An 18,024-nucleotide genomic window follows, 5' to 3' on the forward strand; every position below is an offset into this window, starting at 1 on the left:
GCATTCATCTTCTTCAGGATCCCGGCGTTGACCACCGCGTTGTCGAAGGACAGCGAGATCTCCATGATCGAGAGGATCGCGACGATGCCGAAGGCGGCCCACCCCCCGTAGAAGACCGCGGCCACCAGGCCGAGCGCGGTGACCGCGAACGACCACCCGAAGGTCTTCAGGATCACCGGTCAGTTCACCGTGCCTTCGGGGAGGAGGGCGATGCCGTCGTCGTCGGCGTGCAGGATGTCGCCGGGGCGGAAGGTGACTCCGCCGATGGTGACGGGCACGTCGATGGCTCCGACGGAGTCCTTGGCGCTCTTGCGGGGGATGGTGCCCAGCGCCTTGATGCCGAGCCGGAGACCGGCCAAAGCCGCGCTGTCGCGGACGGCGCCGTGCAGGACCAGGCCCGCCCAGCCGTTGTCCTGGGCGGCACCGGCGATGAGGTCGCCGACCAGGGCGGTGCGCAGGGAACCGCCGCCGTCGACGACCAGCACGGCGCCGTCGCCGGGTGTGCGCAGCAGGTCGCGCAGGAGGCCGTTGTCCTCGTGGCAGGAGACGGTCCGGACCCGGCCGGCGAAGTCCCGGTGGGCGCCGAACTGGCGGAACTGCAGGTCGCAGACGCGCAGGTCGGTGCCGTACTGGTCGACGAGGTCGGCGGTGGGGACGGCGGTGACCGTCTCGGACATGGTGATGCTCCTCTTCGTTCGGGGCTGCCGCGCCCGCTCGTCATCCGGCCGTCAGGGGGATGGGGGCGCGAGCGCGGCAGCCTGCTCGGGGGTGAGGGGGCGAGTGGCGTGTCCTCGCAGGAGGAGGTGCAGCTTGGCGGTCTCCTCCAGCTCCTCGATCGCGTCGGCGGCCTGCTCCATCGACGCGCCGGCGATGACCGGACCGTGGTTGGCGAGGAGGAGGGCGTGGTGGGTGCGGGCCGTCCGTTCGGCGAGCGGTTCCAGGCTGTTGTCGCCGGGGGCGTGATAGGGGAGCAGAGGGAGGGTCCCGACGCGCATGGCGTAGTAGGCGGTGAGCGGAGGCAGGGCGTCGGCCGGGTTCACGTCGTCGAGGCAGGATACGGCGGCGGCGTGGGTGGAGTGCAGGTGGACGACTGCCCGGGCGCCGGGGCGGGCCCGGTAGAAGGCGGCGTGCAGGAACGCCTCCTTCGTGGGTCGGGGGCCGTCCAGGTGCTTGCCGTGCAGGTCGGTGCGGGACAGCTCGGCTTCCTCGACGGTGCCGAGGCTGGACCCGGTGGGGGTGAGGAGCAGGGTGCCGTCGGCCAGGCGGACGGACAGGTTGCCGGTCGAGCCGTGTGTCAGACCGCGGGTGAAGAGCGAGCGGGCGGTACGGACGATGAGCGTCCGGGCGGCCGACTCGTCGGCGTAGACGGTCACTTGGGCTCCGTGAGGGCACGGGTGAACAGGTCGGGGGCGCCGAAGTTGCCGGACTTCAGCATGAGGGCGAGGTCGCCGCTCCCGGTGGTGGCGTAGGTCCACGGCACACCAGGGTCGGCCTCCTCGCCGACGAGGACGGCGCGGACGCCGAGGGCGGTGGTGACGGCGCCCGATGTCTCCCCTCCAGCCACCAGGAGACGGCGTACGCCGCGTTCGACCAGGTGGGTGGCGAGGGTGCCGAGCAGTTCCTCGACCTGCGCGGCCGCCTCGTCGACACCCAACTGGGCCTGCACAGCCGCCAGTTCCTCCGGTGACGCGGAGGCGTATATCAGGACGGGCAGATCGGGGTCCTGCCCGTCGTACCAGGCCAGGGCTTCGCCGGTGACGTCGCGGCCGGAGGCGGAGGCGAGGACGTCGAGGTGGAGGGAAGGCAGGCCGGCGGCGTAGAACTGGGCTATCTGTTCCAGAGTGCGGGCCGAGCAACTGCCCGCGAGGACGGCCGCCCGCCCGTCGCTCGGCCAGGGTTCGGCGGTGGCCTGACCGGCGGCCGGGTAGGCGTGTCCGAGCCCTTCGGCGAGGCCGGCGGCCCCGGCGACGACCGGCAGTTCGAGCGCGGCGGCCCCCAGTACGGCGAGGTCCTCGTCGGTGAGGGCGTCCGCGATGACGTGCCGGACGCCGGACTGCTGGTGGGCCACGACGGCGTCACGGACGGCCTCGACCCCTCGGCGGACGGTGGGCAGGCCGATCAGGGCCACCTGGTGAGGGGACTGGGCGGACAGCAGGCGCACCAGCGCGGAGTCCGTCATGGGGTTGAGGGGGTGGTGGCGCAGCGGCGAGTCGGAGAGCAACTGGTGGTGGACGAACAGGTGGCCCTGGTAGACCGTGCGGCCGTTGGGCGGGGAGGCCGGGCAGTGCAGGGTGACGCCTGCGCCGGCGGCGTCCATCAGGGCGTCGGTGACCGGGCCGATGTTGCCCTGCGGGGTGGAGTCGAAGGTGGAGCAGTACTTGAAGTACACCTGGGCCGCGCCCTTGGACCACAGCCAGCGCTGCGCGGCGAGGGAGTCGGCGACGGCCTCGTCGGCGGGCGTGGAGCGGGACTTGAGGGCGACGACCGCGGCGTCGCAGTCCGCGGGCAGCGCGGTGGTGTCCTCCGGAGTACCGAAGACCAGGGCGGTGCGCAGGCCCGCACGCCGGAAGGCCGCGGCGACGTCGGTGCCGCCGGTGAAGTCGTCGGCTATGCAGCCGATGCGCAGGGTCATGGTCGTGGTCTCTCTTCGTGCGCGCGGGCGGAGCCGGGGGTCGGGGCGGGCGGTGGAGTCACCCGCCCCGCAGCGGGACGGGTCAGTTCTGGCCGGTGCCGATGGCCTTGATGACGGTGGCGGTGAACTCGGTGGTCGAGGCGGAGCCGCCGAGGTCGCGGGTGGAGGTGCCGGCGGCGATCGCGTCGGCCACGCCCTTCTCGATCACCTTCGCGACGGTGGCGAGCCTCTCGTCGCCGTGCTTGGCGCCGAGCCACTCGAAGAGCATGGCGCCCGAGAGGATCATGGCGACCGGGTTGGCGACGTTCTGCCCGGCGATGTCCGGGGCGGAGCCGTGGGACGCCTGGGCCATGGCGGTGGTGGCGGAGGAGTTGATGGACGGCGCGGTACCGAGGGAGCCGGAGATCTCGCCGGCCAGGTCGGAGAGGATGTCGCCGAACATGTTCTCGGTGACGATGACGTCGAAGTCCTGGGCGCGGCGCACCAGGTGGACGGTCATGGCGTCGATGTGGAAGTCGTCCACGGCGACGTCCGGGTAGTCCTTGGCGACTTCCTGGCACACGGTGCGGAACAGGCCGGTGGTGAGCTTGAGGACGTTGGCCTTGTGGACGATGGTGAGCTTCTTCCGGCGCGAGCGGGCCAGGTCGAAGGCGACACGGGCGACGCGCTCGGTGGCCTCGCGGGTGATGATGCCCAGCATGATCGCGGTGTCCGGGGTGGGCATGAACTCGCCGGTACCCGCGTAGGTGTTGCGGTCGGCGTAGAAGCCCTCGGTGTTCTCCCGGACGATGACCAGGTCGGCGTTGTCGCAGACGGCCTTGGCGCCGGGGAAGGACTTGGCGGGGCGGATGTTGGCGAAGAGCTGGAAGTGCTTGCGCAGGGTGCCCGAGGGATTGAGCGCGGACTTGTGCGGCTCCGGGTAGGAGACCGAGTCGTGCGGGCCGAGGTACCAGCCGTCGAGGCCGGCGAGGGCGTCCTTGGTCTCCTCGGGGACCGGGGTGCCGTGGCTCTCGATCGCGGCGGCGCCCAGCGGCAGGGTCACCCAGTCCACGGACACGCCGGCGGCCTCGGCGGCGGCGGTGGCGATCTCGACGGAGGACGGGACGATCTCGGGGCCGATGCCGTCGCCCTCGAGGACGCCGAGGCGGTAGGTCTTGCTGCTCATGGTGCGGGTTCCTCTCAGAACAATGGTGGGGGAGCGGGGTCAGGACAGTGCGGACACGGCGTCGGTGAGCGCGGTCCAGGAACGGGCGGCCGCCTTGGTGCTGTCGCCTTCCTGGGTGTGCTCCAGCGTCAGCCAACCGGTGAAGCCGCCGGTGCGCAGCGCGGAGATCAGTGCGGGGAGCCGGGGATCGCCGACCGTCAGGGGCCCCCGGGTCGAGGCGGCGGCGAGTTGGAGGCAGCCGGTGACGCCGGTGTGGTCGGTGACGGCCCGGACCGCGTCCACGCCCTCGGCGTCGAGGTGGTGGGTGTCCAGCACCAGGCCGGCCGGAGCGTCGAGCGAGTCGATGACGGCGACGGCTTCCTCCGGGGTGTGCCACAGCGAGGTGTTGGCACGCGACTGCGGTTCCAGCAGGAGGCGGCTGCCACGAGCGGCCGCTTCTTCGGCCAGTTGCGCCACGGCGCGTTCCGCCCACAGCCGCTGCATGTCCTCCAGCCCGGGCAGGAAGGTGCCGCGGGTCTGTCCGAGGGAGACCGGGACCCCCAGCTCGCCGGCGAGACGGGCCGCGCCCAGCAGGCGGAACAGGGCGTGGCGGCGAACGTCGGCCGACGGGTCGGTCAGCGTCAGCCGGTCCTGGGCCGCGACCGGCCCGGTGCCGATGCCCAGGACTTTCAGTCCGGCGGTCTCGACGGTCCGTGTCAGGGCTTCGGCGTCCTGGGCACCGACCTCGCGTACTTGGACCTCCACCCCGTCGTAGCCGAGTTCGGCGAGATCGCGGACGGCCTCGGCGAGAGGTGCCGTGTGGCCGAGCGGCATGGGGGAGACGCAGTCGTCGCCGGAGACGGTGTAGGCGAGCGGCCAGGGCAGGGCGGCGGTCACGGCGCGACCGCCGGGGTCCGGGCGGTCGGCGTCCCGTCGGGCGAGAGAAATCCGCGCAGTTCACGGGCGGCGGCACCGGCACCGTCCAACACCGGCACACCCAGCAGGGCGGCGAGGGCGTCGCGTGCGGGGGTGAGCGAGTACTGCGCCAGCAGCACCGCTTCGACGTCGGTGCCCCCGGCCGCGCGGAGGGCGTCCGCCAGGTGGCGGGCGACGGACTCCGGGTCGGCCGCGCCGACGGCGTCCTCGCTCAGAGCGGTGACGATGTCGACCGGACGATCCGGGCGGACGGCGGGGACGAGCGCCTCGAGTTGGGCGACGGCGGCCGGTACGGCGGGCGGCGTGGACGCCACGACGGCGATGCGGCGGTACGGCCCGGCCAGAGCGGCCTTGAACATCGACTCGTCCGACTTCAGCACGGGCACGGTCCACAGGGCCCGGGCGGTGTCCACCACCTCCCCGTAGGAGGAGCAGGTCAGCAGCAGCCCCTGGGCGCCGCCGTCCATCACGTGCCCGATCAGGCGGAGCATGCGCCGGCGCAGCGCGTCGGTGAGTCCGCCTGCCTCACGGGCGTCGTCCAGCAGCCGGTCGTCCAGCACGTTCCAGACCGTGGCCTGCGGAAACTCCCGTGCGAACGCCTCATGGGCGATGCGGTGCGCGGCGGGCACGGCATGGATCATGGCGACCAGGGGGTGGGGTTCGATCACCGGGTTCTTACCTCTTCCGGTAGGCGGGGACCGACAAGGGTCCCGACCACGGGCCTCTTCGCTCGGTGTGGGAACGTCCCGTAACGCAGCGGAACAGGCCCGAGATGGGGGACGGCAGCCTGTGTCGCGGTGCCGTGCCGTCACTGTAGATCGAACCGGTCAACCGGTCAACCGGTTGTGCTCATGATGTGTCGGACGGGTCGCCGGCGGCCCCCCGGCGACCCGTCGGCCGGGCTACGCCTCGCGCTTCTCGAGGGCCTCCATGAGGCGCCGGGACGCACCGCTCATGTGTCGGGCCATCGCGGTTCGGGCCGCTTCGGCGTCGCCCGCCACGACTGCATCGAAGATCGGCACGTGGTCGTCGTAGGCGACCTCGCGGGAACGTACCGCGCCGGTCCGTTCCACCCAGCCGCGCTGGATCATCGCGCGCATGCCCTTGAGCATGTCGCGCAGCACGGTGTTGCCGGCCAGTTCGCCGAGGGCGGCGTGGAAGGCGGTGTCCGCTTCGGGGAACTCGTCGTCCGGGCACTCCCGCATCGCCGTCAGCCGGGCCCGCAGCAGCTCGACCCCCGCGTCGTCGCGTGCCTGTGCGGCCAGGCCTGCGACGATCACCTCAAGTTCGGCGCGGGCCTGCACCATGTCGCGGGCGCCCCGCTCGCCCAGGACCAGTCCCAGCTCGAACAGGCGGTAGAGCACGTCGGAGTCGGTGCCGCGGAAGTACGTCCCGCTGGACTGCCGGATCTCCAGCAGGCCGAGGAAGCCGAGCGACTTGATGGCCTCGCGCACGGTGGGCCGGTTCACCCCGAGCATCTCGGTGAGCTGCCGCTCGGAGGGGATGCGGTCGCCGGGCTGGACCTCGCCGGACATCAGGTAGTCGATCAGGCGGCGGGAGACCTCGGCGGCCAGCGGCTCACGCGGCTCGACCGTGATTCTGGCGAGTTCGGCCATCGATTTCCTCACTTCAGGTATTGACGCGATGGCCGGATTCTAGTTACCTACCGGCAATCCGGTAAACCGGTTGTCCGGAAGTGGCCGTCGAGTCGCCCTGTCTTCCCGACCCGGTGGTTCCGGTGGTCCCAGCCATGCCAGGCGCACTCCTGACGTCCTCACCGGGTCTTCGCCCGCCGCGACCGTGCGCCCGCCGAGCCGCCGTACAGGAGCCGCACGTACCATGACCGACCCGACGCACGAGCCGAGTACGGCCACGCGTGCGCTGCCGGTCGTCCCCCGAACCGACACGCACTGACCCCACGCGCCGTCCCGCGCCGCCGCCCGACCGGCGGCCCGCTGTCCTGTCCCAAGGAGCAACGATGCTCGCCGTCCTCGGCTTCGCCACTCTGGGCAGCTTCATGCTGCTCGTGATGCGGAAACACCTCTCCGCGTTCACCGCCATCATGCTCACCCCGATCGCCGCCGCCCTCGTCGCGGGCAAGGGCGCCAAGCTCGGCGACATGATCATTAACGGCCTGGACACCGTCGCGCCCACCGCGGCGCTGCTGCTGTTCGCCGTCCTCTACTTCGGCCTGATGATGGAGTGCAAGCTCTTCGAGCCGATCGTCCAGGTCATCGTCCGCGCCTCCAAGGGCGACCCGGTCCGGATCGTGGTCGGCACCGCCGTACTCTCCCTCCTGGTCGCCCTGGACGGTGACGGCACCACCAGCTACATGATCGTGTGCTCGGCGTTCCTGCCCATCTACCGCCGCCTCGGCATCAACCCCCTGATCCTCGCGACCCTGGCGGCCATGGCGCTGGGCACCATCTCCGGCACCACCCCCTGGGGCGGCGCGGCCACCCGCGGCATCAGCGTCCTGCACCTGAGCGCCACCGAGTACTTCGTCCACATGATCGGCCCCATGGCCCTCACCAGCCTGGCCATCATCGCCGTCGCCTACTGGCTCGGCCTGCGCGAACGCAGCAAGCTCGACGGTGAGAAGCTCGCCGCCTACAAGCTGGAGATCGCCTCCGGTGAGGCGTTCGAGCCGGTCAAGGCCGACTGGCGCATGTGGTTCAACGCCGCCCTCACCCTGCTGCTCATGGTGCTGCTCATCGCCGAGGTCGCCGACCTCCTGGTGCTCTTCATGGTCGCCTTCGTCATCGCACTGCTCGTCAACATCCGCTCCATCGGCGACCAGCAGGACCTCATCAAGCGCCAGGCCGCGAACGCGGTCCCGGTGATGATCCTCGTCCTGGCCGCCGGCGTCTTCACCGGCATCATGACCGACTCCGGCATGATCAAGGCCATGGCCGACGCGGCCCTCTCGATCGTCCCCGGGGGCTGGGGCAACGTCATCCCCTTGTTCACAGCGATCCTCGCCCTGCCGCTCGGCTTCTTCATGTCCAACGACGGCTACTGGTTCGGGGTCGTCCCCGTCCTCGCCGAGTCCGCCGCCCACTACGGCATCCCCGCCAACGAGATCGCCCGCGCCGGCGCCATCGGCCAGATCCTCCACATGATGGGCCCCACCAGCGCGCCCCTGTGGGTCCTCCTCGGCCTGATCAAGGCCGAACTCGGCGACTTCCAGAAGCACGCCCTGCGCTGGGGCATCCTCGTCTCCGTCGCCTACATCGCCTTCGCCGTCCTCACCGGAGCCATCAGCGTCACCTGAGCCCGCGCGGTACACAGGAGGTCCTCCTCCCCTTCCTCATGCCCGGCGGGCCGTACGACTGACACAGGTCAGGGCATCGCCAACCCCCACCCCTGATCATGTGCGCCGTGACGCTGCTGGACTGGCGCGACCGGCGTGACGGCGACGACGGAGTGCAGCAGGCCACCACTCCGATCACCGGCGCGGTCGACACCGTGCTCGACCCGCCACCCGCACCCGCGAAACATCGGCACGACTGACTTCGCCGCCGAGATCTGCCGCACGATCGAACACACCGGAGGAGCCTTCTGATGATCGTTTCCACCAACCCGACCACAGACGTCGAGCTCGCCCGCTTCACCCCACAGTCATCTCAGGAGGTCGACGGCATCCTCGACAAGGTGGCCGACGCCCAGGCCGCCTGGCGCCGACGGGACATCAGCGACCGCACCCCCCTGCTGCGGGAGGTGGCACGCGTCCTGCGCGAGGGCCGGGACACCTACGCGGCGCTGATCACCGCGGAGATGGGCAAGCCGATCACGGAAGCGCGCGCGGAGATCGAGAAGTGCGCGATGACCTGCGAGTACTACGCCGAGCACGCCCCGGCCCAGCTCGCTGACCGACCGGTGGCCTCCAACGCCGCCGAGAGCGCCGTCGTCTACGACCCACTGGGCGTGGTCCTCGCCGTGATGCCGTGGAACTATCCCTTCTGGCAGTTCTTCCGGTTCGCCGCTCCGGCTCTGGCAGCGGGCAACGGCACTCTGCTCAAGCACGCCAACAACGTGCCGCAGTGTGCCCTCGCCGTCGAGGAGATCGTCCGCAAGGCCGGTGCCTCCGCGGACTTGTGCCGGACGCTTCTGATCGAGGTCGACCAGGTCGCCGGCCTCATCTCCGACCCGCGTGTGGCGGCGGTCACCCTCACCGGTTCAACCGAGGTCGGTGCGATCGTCGCCTCCCAGGCCGCGGCCGTGCTGAAGAAGCAGGTCCTCGAACTCGGCGGCTCCGACCCGTTCATCGTCCTTGCCGACGCCGACATCGAGCAGGCCGCCGCCACCGCAGTCAAGGCCCGCTGTGCCAACGTCGGCCAGTCCTGTGTCAACGCCAAGCGGTTCATCGTCGAGGCAGCCGTGGCCGACAGGTTCGCGGCGGCATTCGCCTCCGCCGCAGCGGCCCTCAAGGTGGGTGACCCGACCGATCCGGACACCGCGATCGGCCCCATGGCGCGCGCCCACCTTCGCGACACCCTGCACGACCAGGTGCGGCGCACCGTCGACGCCGGTGCTGTCCTCGTCCTTGGCGGGAAGGTCCCCGACGGCCCGGGATGCTACTACCCGCCCACCGTCCTGGACCACGTCCGGCCCGGCATGGCTGCCTTCGACGAGGAAACCTTCGGCCCCGTCGCCGCCATCACGCGCGTCGCATCCGCCGACGAGGCCGGAACCCTGGCCAACCAGACCGAATACGGTCTCGGCGCCGCCCTGTGGACGAGCGACCTGGGCCGGGCCCGGCGACTCGCCCGGGTTCTCGACGCCGGGGCCGTCTTCATCAACGGCATGGTCGTCTCCGACCCGCGTCTGCCCTTCGGCGGCATCAAGAGGTCCGGCTACGGCCGTGAACTGGGCGCCGAGGGCATCCGCGAATTCGTCAACACCAAGACGGTCTGGATAGGCCCGGCCGCACCGACAGCCTGAACGCCCTTTCTCGTATCCACATGGAGAACATGGTGAACTGCCCTCCCGACGAGCCCTGCTTCGCCGCCTTCCCTCCCGCCGTGCTGCGGCCCGCCGAGCTGACCTCCTTCAGCCGTGGCGGCGGTGCCCGCACCATCCCGTTGGTCACCCGAGCCGTCGGCGCCGAGGTCTACCTCACCGGCCAGACCCTCTTCGAAGGTGGTGCCGGCATAGCCCTGCACACCCACAACTGCCCGGAGAGTGTGACCATCCTGGAAGGCGACGCCATCGTGGAGATCGATGGGGGCGAACACCATGTGACCCGCTTCGACACCACTTACGTCGCCGCCGGGACCCCTCACCGTTTCCGCAACGCCTCGGCCACCGAGCCCCTGCGGATCCTGTGGATCTACGCATCCGTCGACGCCACCCGCACCCTCGTCGAAACGGGTGTCACCGTGCGGGTCGACGCCGAGCACAACAAAGCCGCCGGAAGCCGCGGCTGACACCACGACGACCCGAGAAAGCTGGAAGGAATCACATCGTGATCACCGAGATCGCCCAGATCGAGATCCACCCGGGCCAGGAGAAGGAGTTCGAGGCTGCCGTTGCCAAGGCCCTGCCGTTCTTCCTCGCGGCCGACGGCTGCGACGGAGTCGACCTTCTTCGCAGCGTCGAACACCCCTCACGCTACCGGCTGACGGTCCGGTGGGAGACGGTCGAGCACCACACCGTCACCTTCCGCGCCTCCGAAGGCTTCGCCCACTGGCGGGCCCTCGCGGGACCCCACTTCGCGACTGCGCCACAGGTCGAACACGTGCACTCCGTCCTCGCGCCATGAGAGGCGCGCCGCCGGGCACTGTCGTCCACGTCGTCGCCACCGACCCGGCGGCACCGCTCGACCTGCCCGCCCGGACCCACCCTGGCACCCGCTTCGGCGGCGGCAGGAGCAGCCCCCGGAACCGGTGACGATCACCGCGGGAGCGGTGCAGACGGCGCTGATCTCGGTCCAGCCCGGAGGACGCAGGCGTTCCCCGGCCATCGCCACCAGGGTGCCGTCGACCCGGACACCCAGGTAGGTGCCGAGTTCATGGGTACGGGGCCAGAACGGCCCCGGCTCGGTCCGCGCGGCGAGATCCAGCATCTCGGGCACGCTGTCCGAACATATCGGCGAAGGCGCCGGGACCGAGTAGGCCGGCCAGGTCGGCCCAGTCCTCCGGGTCCGGGTCGACGGACACGGAGGAGAAGGTCGCCAACGTCGGGCGAGATGCGCGTGCCGACCGCCGAGCGACTGACCTACCGGGTCGTCGAGTGCGGGGTCGTCGTCGTTCGTCATCGTGCCGTCTTCTTTCCTGGTGAGCGCGGTGGCCGAATGGTGGGCGCGGTGGACGAAAAGGGACCGTCGGTCAGCGTTCCGGACGCGGTGTCTTCGACGCCCCGAGAGGGCCGAACGGGCCGTGTCGTTGGCAGTAACGTCAGGGTCGTGGCCCGATGGGTGAGCCGCACCCAGGTCCGAGCATTCCCCAGTCTCACATCCGAGGCCGGGGCTGTTGCCCACGGGTCATCCTCGAACCGGCGGGCAAGGGATCCTGACCTGCGGGTTCGGGGGGTGGGGGGCGTTCGACGCGTCCAGGTCGGTACGGGGCTCGGCCTCCTGCCGGGCGGGGGCCGTGACGACACCGGCTACGTGGGCAAGGCCGCGACGGCGCCGCGTACCTCGGCGGCCACCTCGTCCACGGAGAGCCCCGAGCAGGGCAGTCGGCGTACCGTCAGGTGGGGGCGGGTGCGGGAGAGGTGCTCCAGCACGGTGTCGTAGCGCTCGCGGGTCGCCGCGAGGAACGCCTCGGTCTCGTGGAGTTCACCACCGCGGGGGCGTTCCCCGGTGCGGCGAAGGGCTTCGGAGACGGGCAGGTCGAGGAGGAGGACGCCGTCCGGGAGGCTGACGCCGAAGTGGCGGGCGAGGGTCTCGGACAGGGTGTCCGGGGGAAGGGTGCCCCAGCGCAGCACCTCCGTGCCGGCCGCCCAGGCGTCCGTGTCCCCGGTGCGGGTCCGCAGCCAGTCGCGCACCGCCCGTGCGGCGCTCGGGTCCTGCTTGCGCCACCAGGCGTCCACGTCGGTGCCGGGCGCGTCCTCGTGCCGGGCGCGGGCGAACAGGGGCAGGTAGACCAGGGGGTCGACGAGCGGGTGCCGGTCGGCGAGGACGGTCCGGCCGCCGGCCGCCGCGTGCTCCTCCGCCGGACCGAACAGACACAGCTGGAGGTACAGGACGCAGACCTTGAGCTGGACGTGGCCCACCTCGTCCGCCGCCACGGAGGCGCCGGCCAGCGCCTCGGACAGCCCGGCACCCGGATTGTCCGGGTTCTCATACCCGCGCACGGCGTGCACGACCCCGACGCCGTCGCGTTCGCGGAGGCGGCGGAGCACAGTCGTCTTCCCGGTTCCGTCGATGCCGACGAGGGCGACGCGCATCTCACCCACCGTCCCGGGTCTCTTCGATGTCCCACAGCCGGAACGCGGTCGCCACGACCTGAGGCAGGAACGCGAACTCGCGCTGGGTGCTCCCGGCCGCGTAGAGCGCGAGCCGGGTCATCAGGAACTCCCGCAGCGCCAGCCGGTGTCCACGCCTCCAGTCGGAGTCCGCGACGAGCCGTGCCGCCCGGGGCGACACCGAGGCCACCGCCCGCGCGTGCACGTCGAGGAAGCGGTCCACCTCGGCCGCCGTGACGTGCGGGCCGGCGGTGAACGCCAGCAGTTCGACGGCGTCCCGCTGAGGCGGTCCGACGGTGGCGAGTTCCCAGTCGTACGCCACGATCCTCCCCTCCCGTACCGCGAGGTTGCGCGGGTTGAAGTCGTTGTGGACCAGGGTGCGGGGCATCGCGTGCAGTTCCTGTGTCCAGCGCTCGGCGTCCTCGACCACGCCGAGCAGGACGTCCCGGCGGTGGGCGCCGAGCAGTTCGGGAAGCTCGGCCGCGGCATGGCGCACGAGCGCTGCCCACAACTCCCGTGCCTTCGCCAGTTGCGCGGGATCGGGCACGTGGTGCAGCCAGCCCTCGGCCAGGACCTCCTGGTCGCGGCCGAGCCAGTGCCCGTGGACGGCGCCGACGGCACGCAGCGCCTGGTCGGTCCGGGCGGCGTTCCACGGCCCACCGTCATCGGGCAGCCGTTCCATGAGGATGACGTACGCCTCGCGCTCCTCGTCCTCCAGGAGCCCGTAGCAGCGCGGCAGCAAGTCCTTGAGGACGGGCTCCCCGCGCCGGTACACCGCCAGTTCACGGCGGTGGGCGTCGGTGAACACGGTGTCGGCGCCCCAGCGTTGCCAGGCCGCGTCCAGCTCCGGCCCGCACACCGAGAACAGCTTCGCCACGCCGCCGACGATCTCGTCCCCGCGCGACTTGACCTTGGCCACCAGCTCGGCGCCGGTGGACCCGTCGGCCGCGTTCCAGCCGACGCTCAGCGGGTACAGGCCGGTCAGCTTGCGCCGCTCGGCCAGTGCGCCCAGCTCACTGGTGATGCCGTCACCCCGGAGCCCGGGTCCCTGGGTCACGCCGGTGATGTGCAGTCGGGGGTCGCCGGTGCCCTGGGCGAGCAGGGGTTGCAACAGGGCGGCGTCCAGGTCGCCCGGCTGGAGCCAGTCGACGCGCCGGGCCCGGCCGAGGCGCTGGTGCGCGGCCGCGAACTGGCCGCTGACCACCGCCGCCATGGTGGACACGTCCAGGGCGAGGGCGAACCCGGCCACGATCTCCGCGAACCGACGCGCTCCACCCGTGCCCGCGCAACCCAGCAGGGTGAGCAGGTCGCGCTGGTGCGGTAGCGCGGTGCCGCCGCCCACGGTGCCCACCACCAGGTTGGGCAGCAGCAGGGTGGCGACGAGATCGTCACCGTCCGTCTCCATCGAGAAGATCGACGCGCCCGACTCGTGGACGCAGGCCGCGTCCTGGCCCGTGGCGAGGAACAGGGCCGCGACGATGTTCGCCGCGTTCACGCCGTAGCCGACCATCCCGGCCTGCTGTGCCCCGAGGACCGTCGCCACATGGCCCTTGACCATGGCCTCCGGCGTGGTCTTCAGGACGCCGGTCACCGCGTCGCGGCGCACCCGGCACTCCGCCGTCACCCGGGTTCCGCGCCCGGCGAGCAGGGACGTGACGGCCGTCTTCTTGTCGCCGCTCAGGTTGCCCTCCAGCAGCGAGTTCACCGGGCGCATGCCCGCGTCGTCGGCGACGGCCTCGGTCAGCCGGCGCAGGATCTGCCAGGTGGCCGCCGTCGTCATGTTCTGGCCGGCCGCGTCGGCCGTCTCGAACACGCAGCGCAGATGCAGGTAGCGGCCGATCTGGTAGGGCTCGACGTCGATCAGCCGGGTGTGCCGGGACACCATGCGGACCTGCTCCTCCAGCAGGCCGCGCCGCTCCCGCAGCCAGCCCGTGAACCGGTGCGCGGCGTTGAGGTCCTCGAACTCCAGGACGGGTGCCCGGGTCATACGCTGCGACAGCACCTTCGTCACCACGCCGCCGGACGCGGTCAGCGCCCGCGCGCCCCGGGACGCGGAGGCCACCAACGCGCCCTCCGTGGTGGCGAGCGGGGCCACGACACTGTCCCGGGCCGCGTCCCCGGCGAACAGCAGCGGTCCGGCGAGGCCCACCGGCACCTCCACGGAGCCGACGAAGTTCTCCACGTTGCCCACCAGGTTCCGGGCCGCGAGTGTGGTGCTCTCCAGCGAGGCGAGCGCGGTGCCGCCGCGCTCGCGCAGCCAGCGCAGCCGTTGCCTGCGGGCCTCCTCGGAGTACTGGCCCCGGCCCGGAATGACGTCGCTCATAGGTCCCTCGTCTCGTGGGTCGGCGTCCGCATCAGACCGCCTGCGGCCGGGTGGACGTGATGCGCGCCCAGGCGTCGTCGGAGGGCTGGAAGACCCGGTCCTTGACGCGGGGCGGTCGCTGCCCGCCGCGTACCGCGCGCTCCCACTCGCGCAGGAAGGCGTCCTCGTGGACGGTGATCACCTCGACGGGGGCGATCCGTCCGGACCGGCGGCCGGCCCCGTAACCGGGGCAGTGCCGCGCCAGCCGCGCGTCCAGGGCGCCGGCCAGGTCCGCCACCGGAGGCCCGGCGAAGGCCACCGCGACCTGGTAGCGGGCCGGCCGGCCCGGGGCCAGGCGACAGGTGGCGTTGCGGATCTCCGCCCCCGTGTCCTGGCAGGCGGCGCCCAGGGCGCGGACCGCCACGGCCTCCGAGAGCCGCTCGCCGGCGGCGGACCGGACGACGTTCCGTCCCGCGTACGCGACGCGCGGAGTGCGCCCGACCCGGCCGACGACCCGGACCACGTCGTTGACGGCGCACCGGTACAGCCCGCCGATGTGGCTGAGCACGAGGTGGTAGTCGGCTCCCTCCTCCAGTTCGGTCGGCAGCAGGGTCTCGCTGTCGGCCGACAGGGGGCCGTCGGCAGGGACGAACTCGTAGACGCAGCCGGGCAGGTAGAGCGGCGCACCGCCGAGGTGCCGGTCCACCGGTACGGCGGCCGGTCCCTCGCAGGACGCGACGGGCGCCGCGAAGAGCTGGACACCGGGCCCGTAGGTCTCCCGTACACGGGGGAGGTAGAGGGAGGCGAGGGCGCTGTTCCAGACGAGGACGGCGGTCAGCCGCGGCCACAGATGCTGGGGCAGCACGGTGCCGAACGTCGCGGCGTACCGCGCGATCTCGTCGGCGCGTTCCGGGTCGGGTGAGGTGTGCGGCCGGCCGCCGAGCGTGCCGGCCCGGATGTCCTCGACCAGCCTGGGCCACGAGGTCCGCAGCTGGTAGGGCAGGGCGGCGACCATCGCGGGGTTGATGCCGATGACGACACGGATGTCCTGCGCGGCGGCGAGCCGGAGCTTGAAGTAGGCGCGCTCCCAGGGGTCGGCCGAGGCGAGCGCCTCGGGAATCCGGCTCCAGGAGGCGTCGTTGCCCGGTCCGACGGCCGAGTCCTCGCCGAATCGCCGGTAGTCGACCTGGCTGGAGCCGATGTGCGGCTGGCCCCTGCGGGTGCGGGCCGCGGGCGCGGTCGGGTCCTGCCACAGGTTCAGCACCCCGTCCGGCGCGGTCGCCGAGCCGGGCAGCGTGCCGAGCAGCGGGGCGAAGGCGGCGTGGTAGAAGGGCAGGAAGGTCTCCCGCATGTAGGTGCGGGTCACCGGGATGTGCTTCTCGCGGCCCGTGCTGCCGCTGGAGGAGAAGTACACCACCGGGTCGTCGGCCGTCAGCACGCGGTGTTCGCCGTCCATCGCCCGCTCGATCCACGGCATCAGCGCCTCGTGGGTGCGGATCGGCACCGCCCGGCGCAGCTCGTCGACCGAGCGGACGCCGGCCAACCCGTGCTCGTGGCCGAACGCGGTGCCGGCGTTGTGCTCCAGGATCCGGGCGAGCAACTCGCGTTGGGTCTCCTCGGGACGGTCCAGGCTGTCCAAGAGTCGGCGGTGCGCCGCCTGTACGCGTGCGGCCTCCATCAGTGGCCTCCTCGGTCGCGGTTCGAGATGAGTACGCCGTACAGGCGCAGCCGGTCGGGGTCGGTGCCGTCGCGGGAGATCCGGGTCTGGACCGTGGTGGCGCGGCCCGGGTCGAGCGCGGCACGGAAGTCCTGGGGGGCGAGCACGTCCCGGTGTTCCACACGGACGGCGTCGCCGGGCCCGACCAGCCCGCGCAACACCGCCTCGGCGACCAGGTGGTGGACGTGCACCAGGTACGCGTCGCTGCGGACCCCGCCGGTGGCCACCGTCATCTCCACCCGGTGTCCCGAGGGCCGCCCGGGCACCCGCACGGCGAGCGGCCCCGGGGGCACGTCGATGGGGAACGGGCCCTGGAAGGTGCGCAGCAGCCGCGACAGGGCGGACAGCTCGCGGCGGGTGGCCGGGCCGTACCAGGCGAGGCCGCCGCCGGGGGCGAGACGGCGGTGCGGATGGCGGCCGACGACGCTGCCCGGCCGCCCGGCGAGGAAGACGGTGCGGGTGAAGGCGCGGTACCAGCCCGCCCGCGAGCCGGGCTCCAGCGCCAGCGCGAACGAGGCGGTGCCGGCGACGAACGCAGCCGGGTCGATGTCCTCCACGACGACGACCGCGGTCAGCTCCCGCGGGGCCGGGTGGTCGCCGCCCGCGAGCCCCGCGCGGACCGCCCTGACCCTGGCCCGCGCCGCGGCGGCCAGCACGTCGGCGTCGGTGGGACGCACGGACCGTGCGGTGCTCATGTGTAGATCGCCGTGATCTCGGGCGCGGGCGGGACCCCGGGCCGGCCGAGCAGGGAGGCCGTCAGCCGGTAGGGGTCGACGTATCCGTGCGGTGCCCGGAGCCGGGCCGGCGGATCGGCGGCGTTCCACCGGTTCGGGTCCGCGTCGCGCGCGGCCGCGCGGTCGAGCAGCCGGGCCGCGCGCCCCACGCAACGGCGCAGCAGCCCCATCCGGAACGGTTGGGCGGAGCGCCGGTGCAGGGTACCGACGAAGTACAGCCGCATGCCCAGCCGGTAGGCCGCCCGGTCCGCGGAGCCGGAGACGGCCGACAGGTCGCCGAGGGTCGAGCCCCGCCAGCCGCCGTACCGGCTGGAGCGGGCCGTCCCGCCCACGGGCACCCTGCTCAGGGAGAGACGTGCGGTGCGCGCGCCGAACTCGGCCAGGACTCTCTCCAGGAGCAGGTAGTCGGCGGTGATGCCGTCGTCGTGGATGAGCAGGAACCGCCGTCGCGGGCCGATCATCGGGATCAGCTCGCGCAGGATCGGCAGCAGGTAGTTGGGGTGGCCGTCGGCGCCGACCAACTGGCGCAGCGGCAGGCCCCAGCGGGGACCGTCGAGGTGGACCGGGCCGCCGTAGCGCCGGTGGTCGAGCAGCAGGCCCCGGTCGGCGAGGGTGTCGAGCATGGCCCCGGCCGTGGTGGCCAGCGGACGGTCGGTGGTGAGTCCGAGACCGCCGACTCCCAGCAGGTCCAGCTGGGCCTGCCACAGTCGCAGCATGCGCAGCCCGGCCGGGTGGATCCAGCCGTCACGGTCGGCGTGGGCCAGGCGCACGCCCACCGCCTCGCGGTCGGCCGTCCGGTGTTCGCCGTGGAAGCGGACGTACCGCTCGCCGATCGCCGTCTCCGACTCGCGGCTCCAGTCGGTGTGCGGCTCGGTCAGCTCGAGGTGGTGCCAGAACGCCGTCGCCTGGGTGGTGACGGTGGCCATGCGGTTGTTCCAGACCAGCCGCACCCCGCCGGTTTGGGCGCTCGCCTTGACGAGTACGTCGGTCCACAGCAGGCCCTTGACGTGGGTGGGGGTGAGGGGCTTGGTCGGAGTGATCGTCACCGGTGCCACGACGAGCTCGGTGGCGGGAGCGACTGGCAGCTGCATGGTCACGCCGTTCGTCCGGATGGGCGCGGAGCCAAGTCCGTCTTGTCCAAGGGGACTT

Annotated in this window: 18 protein-coding genes and 2 pseudogenes; 6 read left to right on the forward strand and 14 right to left on the reverse strand. The window is 72.2% G+C overall.

Annotated features, from left to right (window positions below; all coding sequences use genetic code 11):
• From IE258_RS38895 to IE258_RS38930, 8 genes and pseudogenes are all read right to left on the reverse strand, one after another.
• Nucleotides 1-176, reverse strand: a pseudogene (locus IE258_RS38895) (DUF475 domain-containing protein); the annotation flags it as partial.
• 3 nt (nucleotides 177-179) lie between these two features.
• Complete coding sequence (rraA, locus tag IE258_RS38900) at nucleotides 180-677, reverse strand: ribonuclease E activity regulator RraA (protein WP_189750523.1); 498 nt, start codon at nucleotides 675-677, stop codon at nucleotides 180-182.
• A gap of 51 nt (nucleotides 678-728) precedes the next feature.
• The gene (otnC, locus tag IE258_RS38905; protein ID WP_189750524.1) at nucleotides 729-1,373 is read right to left on the reverse strand and encodes a 3-oxo-tetronate 4-phosphate decarboxylase; all 645 of its coding nucleotides are present in this window, start codon (nucleotides 1,371-1,373) and stop codon (nucleotides 729-731) included.
• On the reverse strand, nucleotides 1,370-2,632 hold the full coding sequence (otnK, locus tag IE258_RS38910; protein WP_189750525.1) for a 3-oxo-tetronate kinase: 1,263 nt from the start codon (nucleotides 2,630-2,632) through the stop codon (nucleotides 1,370-1,372). Before otnK ends, otnC begins: the two co-directional genes overlap by 4 nt.
• An 82-nt stretch (nucleotides 2,633-2,714) precedes the next feature.
• Complete coding sequence (locus IE258_RS38915; RefSeq protein ID WP_189750526.1) at nucleotides 2,715-3,797, reverse strand: isocitrate/isopropylmalate dehydrogenase family protein; 1,083 nt, start codon at nucleotides 3,795-3,797, stop codon at nucleotides 2,715-2,717.
• A gap of 39 nt (nucleotides 3,798-3,836) precedes the next feature.
• The gene (locus tag IE258_RS38920; protein WP_229892723.1) at nucleotides 3,837-4,673 is read right to left on the reverse strand and encodes a sugar phosphate isomerase/epimerase family protein; all 837 of its coding nucleotides are present in this window, start codon (nucleotides 4,671-4,673) and stop codon (nucleotides 3,837-3,839) included.
• Nucleotides 4,670-5,380, reverse strand: coding sequence for an aspartate/glutamate racemase family protein (locus IE258_RS38925; protein WP_189750527.1), 711 nt, complete (start codon nucleotides 5,378-5,380; stop codon nucleotides 4,670-4,672). The genes IE258_RS38920 and IE258_RS38925 overlap by 4 nt, the downstream gene beginning before the upstream one ends.
• A gap of 234 nt (nucleotides 5,381-5,614) precedes the next feature.
• Nucleotides 5,615-6,328, reverse strand: a complete 714-nt coding sequence (locus IE258_RS38930) for a FadR/GntR family transcriptional regulator (RefSeq protein WP_164366953.1) — start codon at nucleotides 6,326-6,328, stop codon at nucleotides 5,615-5,617.
• Nucleotides 6,329-6,690: 362 nt separating this feature from the next.
• Between IE258_RS38930 and IE258_RS38935 the strand changes: the two genes are divergently transcribed.
• The 6 genes from IE258_RS38935 (at nucleotide 6,691) to IE258_RS41845 (ending at nucleotide 10,604) form a co-directional block, all read left to right on the forward strand.
• Entirely contained in the window at nucleotides 6,691-7,986 is a 1,296-nt protein-coding gene (locus IE258_RS38935; RefSeq protein WP_189750528.1) for a CitMHS family transporter, read from the forward strand.
• Between the two features lie 107 nt (nucleotides 7,987-8,093).
• Nucleotides 8,094-8,225 (forward strand): hypothetical protein, encoded by a 132-nt coding sequence (locus tag IE258_RS41840; RefSeq protein WP_268256368.1) that lies wholly within the window; start codon nucleotides 8,094-8,096, stop codon nucleotides 8,223-8,225.
• Between the two features lie 51 nt (nucleotides 8,226-8,276).
• On the forward strand, nucleotides 8,277-9,656 hold the full coding sequence (locus IE258_RS38940; protein ID WP_189750529.1) for an NAD-dependent succinate-semialdehyde dehydrogenase: 1,380 nt from the start codon (nucleotides 8,277-8,279) through the stop codon (nucleotides 9,654-9,656).
• Between the two features lie 20 nt (nucleotides 9,657-9,676).
• Complete coding sequence (locus IE258_RS38945; RefSeq protein WP_189750530.1) at nucleotides 9,677-10,141, forward strand: cupin domain-containing protein; 465 nt, start codon at nucleotides 9,677-9,679, stop codon at nucleotides 10,139-10,141.
• Between the two features lie 38 nt (nucleotides 10,142-10,179).
• On the forward strand, nucleotides 10,180-10,476 hold the full coding sequence (locus IE258_RS38950; RefSeq protein ID WP_189750531.1) for an antibiotic biosynthesis monooxygenase family protein: 297 nt from the start codon (nucleotides 10,180-10,182) through the stop codon (nucleotides 10,474-10,476).
• A complete protein-coding gene (locus IE258_RS41845) occupies nucleotides 10,473-10,604 on the forward strand; it encodes a sulfurtransferase TusA family protein (RefSeq protein ID WP_268256369.1) in 132 nt (43 codons plus the stop codon). The genes IE258_RS38950 and IE258_RS41845 overlap by 4 nt, the downstream gene beginning before the upstream one ends.
• A 10-nt stretch (nucleotides 10,605-10,614) precedes the next feature.
• Here the strand turns inward: IE258_RS41845 and IE258_RS41565 are convergent.
• From IE258_RS41565 to IE258_RS38975, 6 genes and pseudogenes are all read right to left on the reverse strand, one after another.
• Nucleotides 10,615-10,971 (reverse strand): annotated as a pseudogene (locus tag IE258_RS41565) (GNAT family N-acetyltransferase); the annotation flags it as partial.
• A 347-nt stretch (nucleotides 10,972-11,318) separates the two neighbouring features.
• Nucleotides 11,319-12,104: a hypothetical protein gene (locus IE258_RS38955; RefSeq protein ID WP_189750532.1), complete on the reverse strand. Its 786-nt coding sequence runs from the start codon at nucleotides 12,102-12,104 to the stop codon at nucleotides 11,319-11,321.
• A 1-nt stretch (nucleotide 12,105) separates the two neighbouring features.
• Nucleotides 12,106-14,445 (reverse strand): hydroxymethylglutaryl-coenzyme A reductase family protein, encoded by a 2,340-nt coding sequence (locus tag IE258_RS38960; protein ID WP_189750533.1) that lies wholly within the window; start codon nucleotides 14,443-14,445, stop codon nucleotides 12,106-12,108.
• Between the two features lie 31 nt (nucleotides 14,446-14,476).
• Nucleotides 14,477-16,102, reverse strand: a complete 1,626-nt coding sequence (locus tag IE258_RS38965) for a GH3 family acyl-acid amido synthetase (RefSeq protein WP_189750534.1) — start codon at nucleotides 16,100-16,102, stop codon at nucleotides 14,477-14,479.
• Complete coding sequence (locus IE258_RS38970; protein ID WP_189750535.1) at nucleotides 16,102-16,836, reverse strand: DUF6182 family protein; 735 nt, start codon at nucleotides 16,834-16,836, stop codon at nucleotides 16,102-16,104. Before IE258_RS38970 ends, IE258_RS38965 begins: the two co-directional genes overlap by 1 nt.
• The gene (locus tag IE258_RS38975; RefSeq protein WP_189750536.1) at nucleotides 16,833-17,966 is read right to left on the reverse strand and encodes a hypothetical protein; all 1,134 of its coding nucleotides are present in this window, start codon (nucleotides 17,964-17,966) and stop codon (nucleotides 16,833-16,835) included. The genes IE258_RS38970 and IE258_RS38975 overlap by 4 nt, the downstream gene beginning before the upstream one ends.
• Nucleotides 17,967-18,024: the final 58 nt, after the last annotated feature.

Origin of the sequence: Streptomyces tendae (assembly GCF_014650435.1) — a bacterium.
Lineage (GTDB): Bacteria > Actinomycetota > Actinomycetes > Streptomycetales > Streptomycetaceae > Streptomyces > Streptomyces tendae.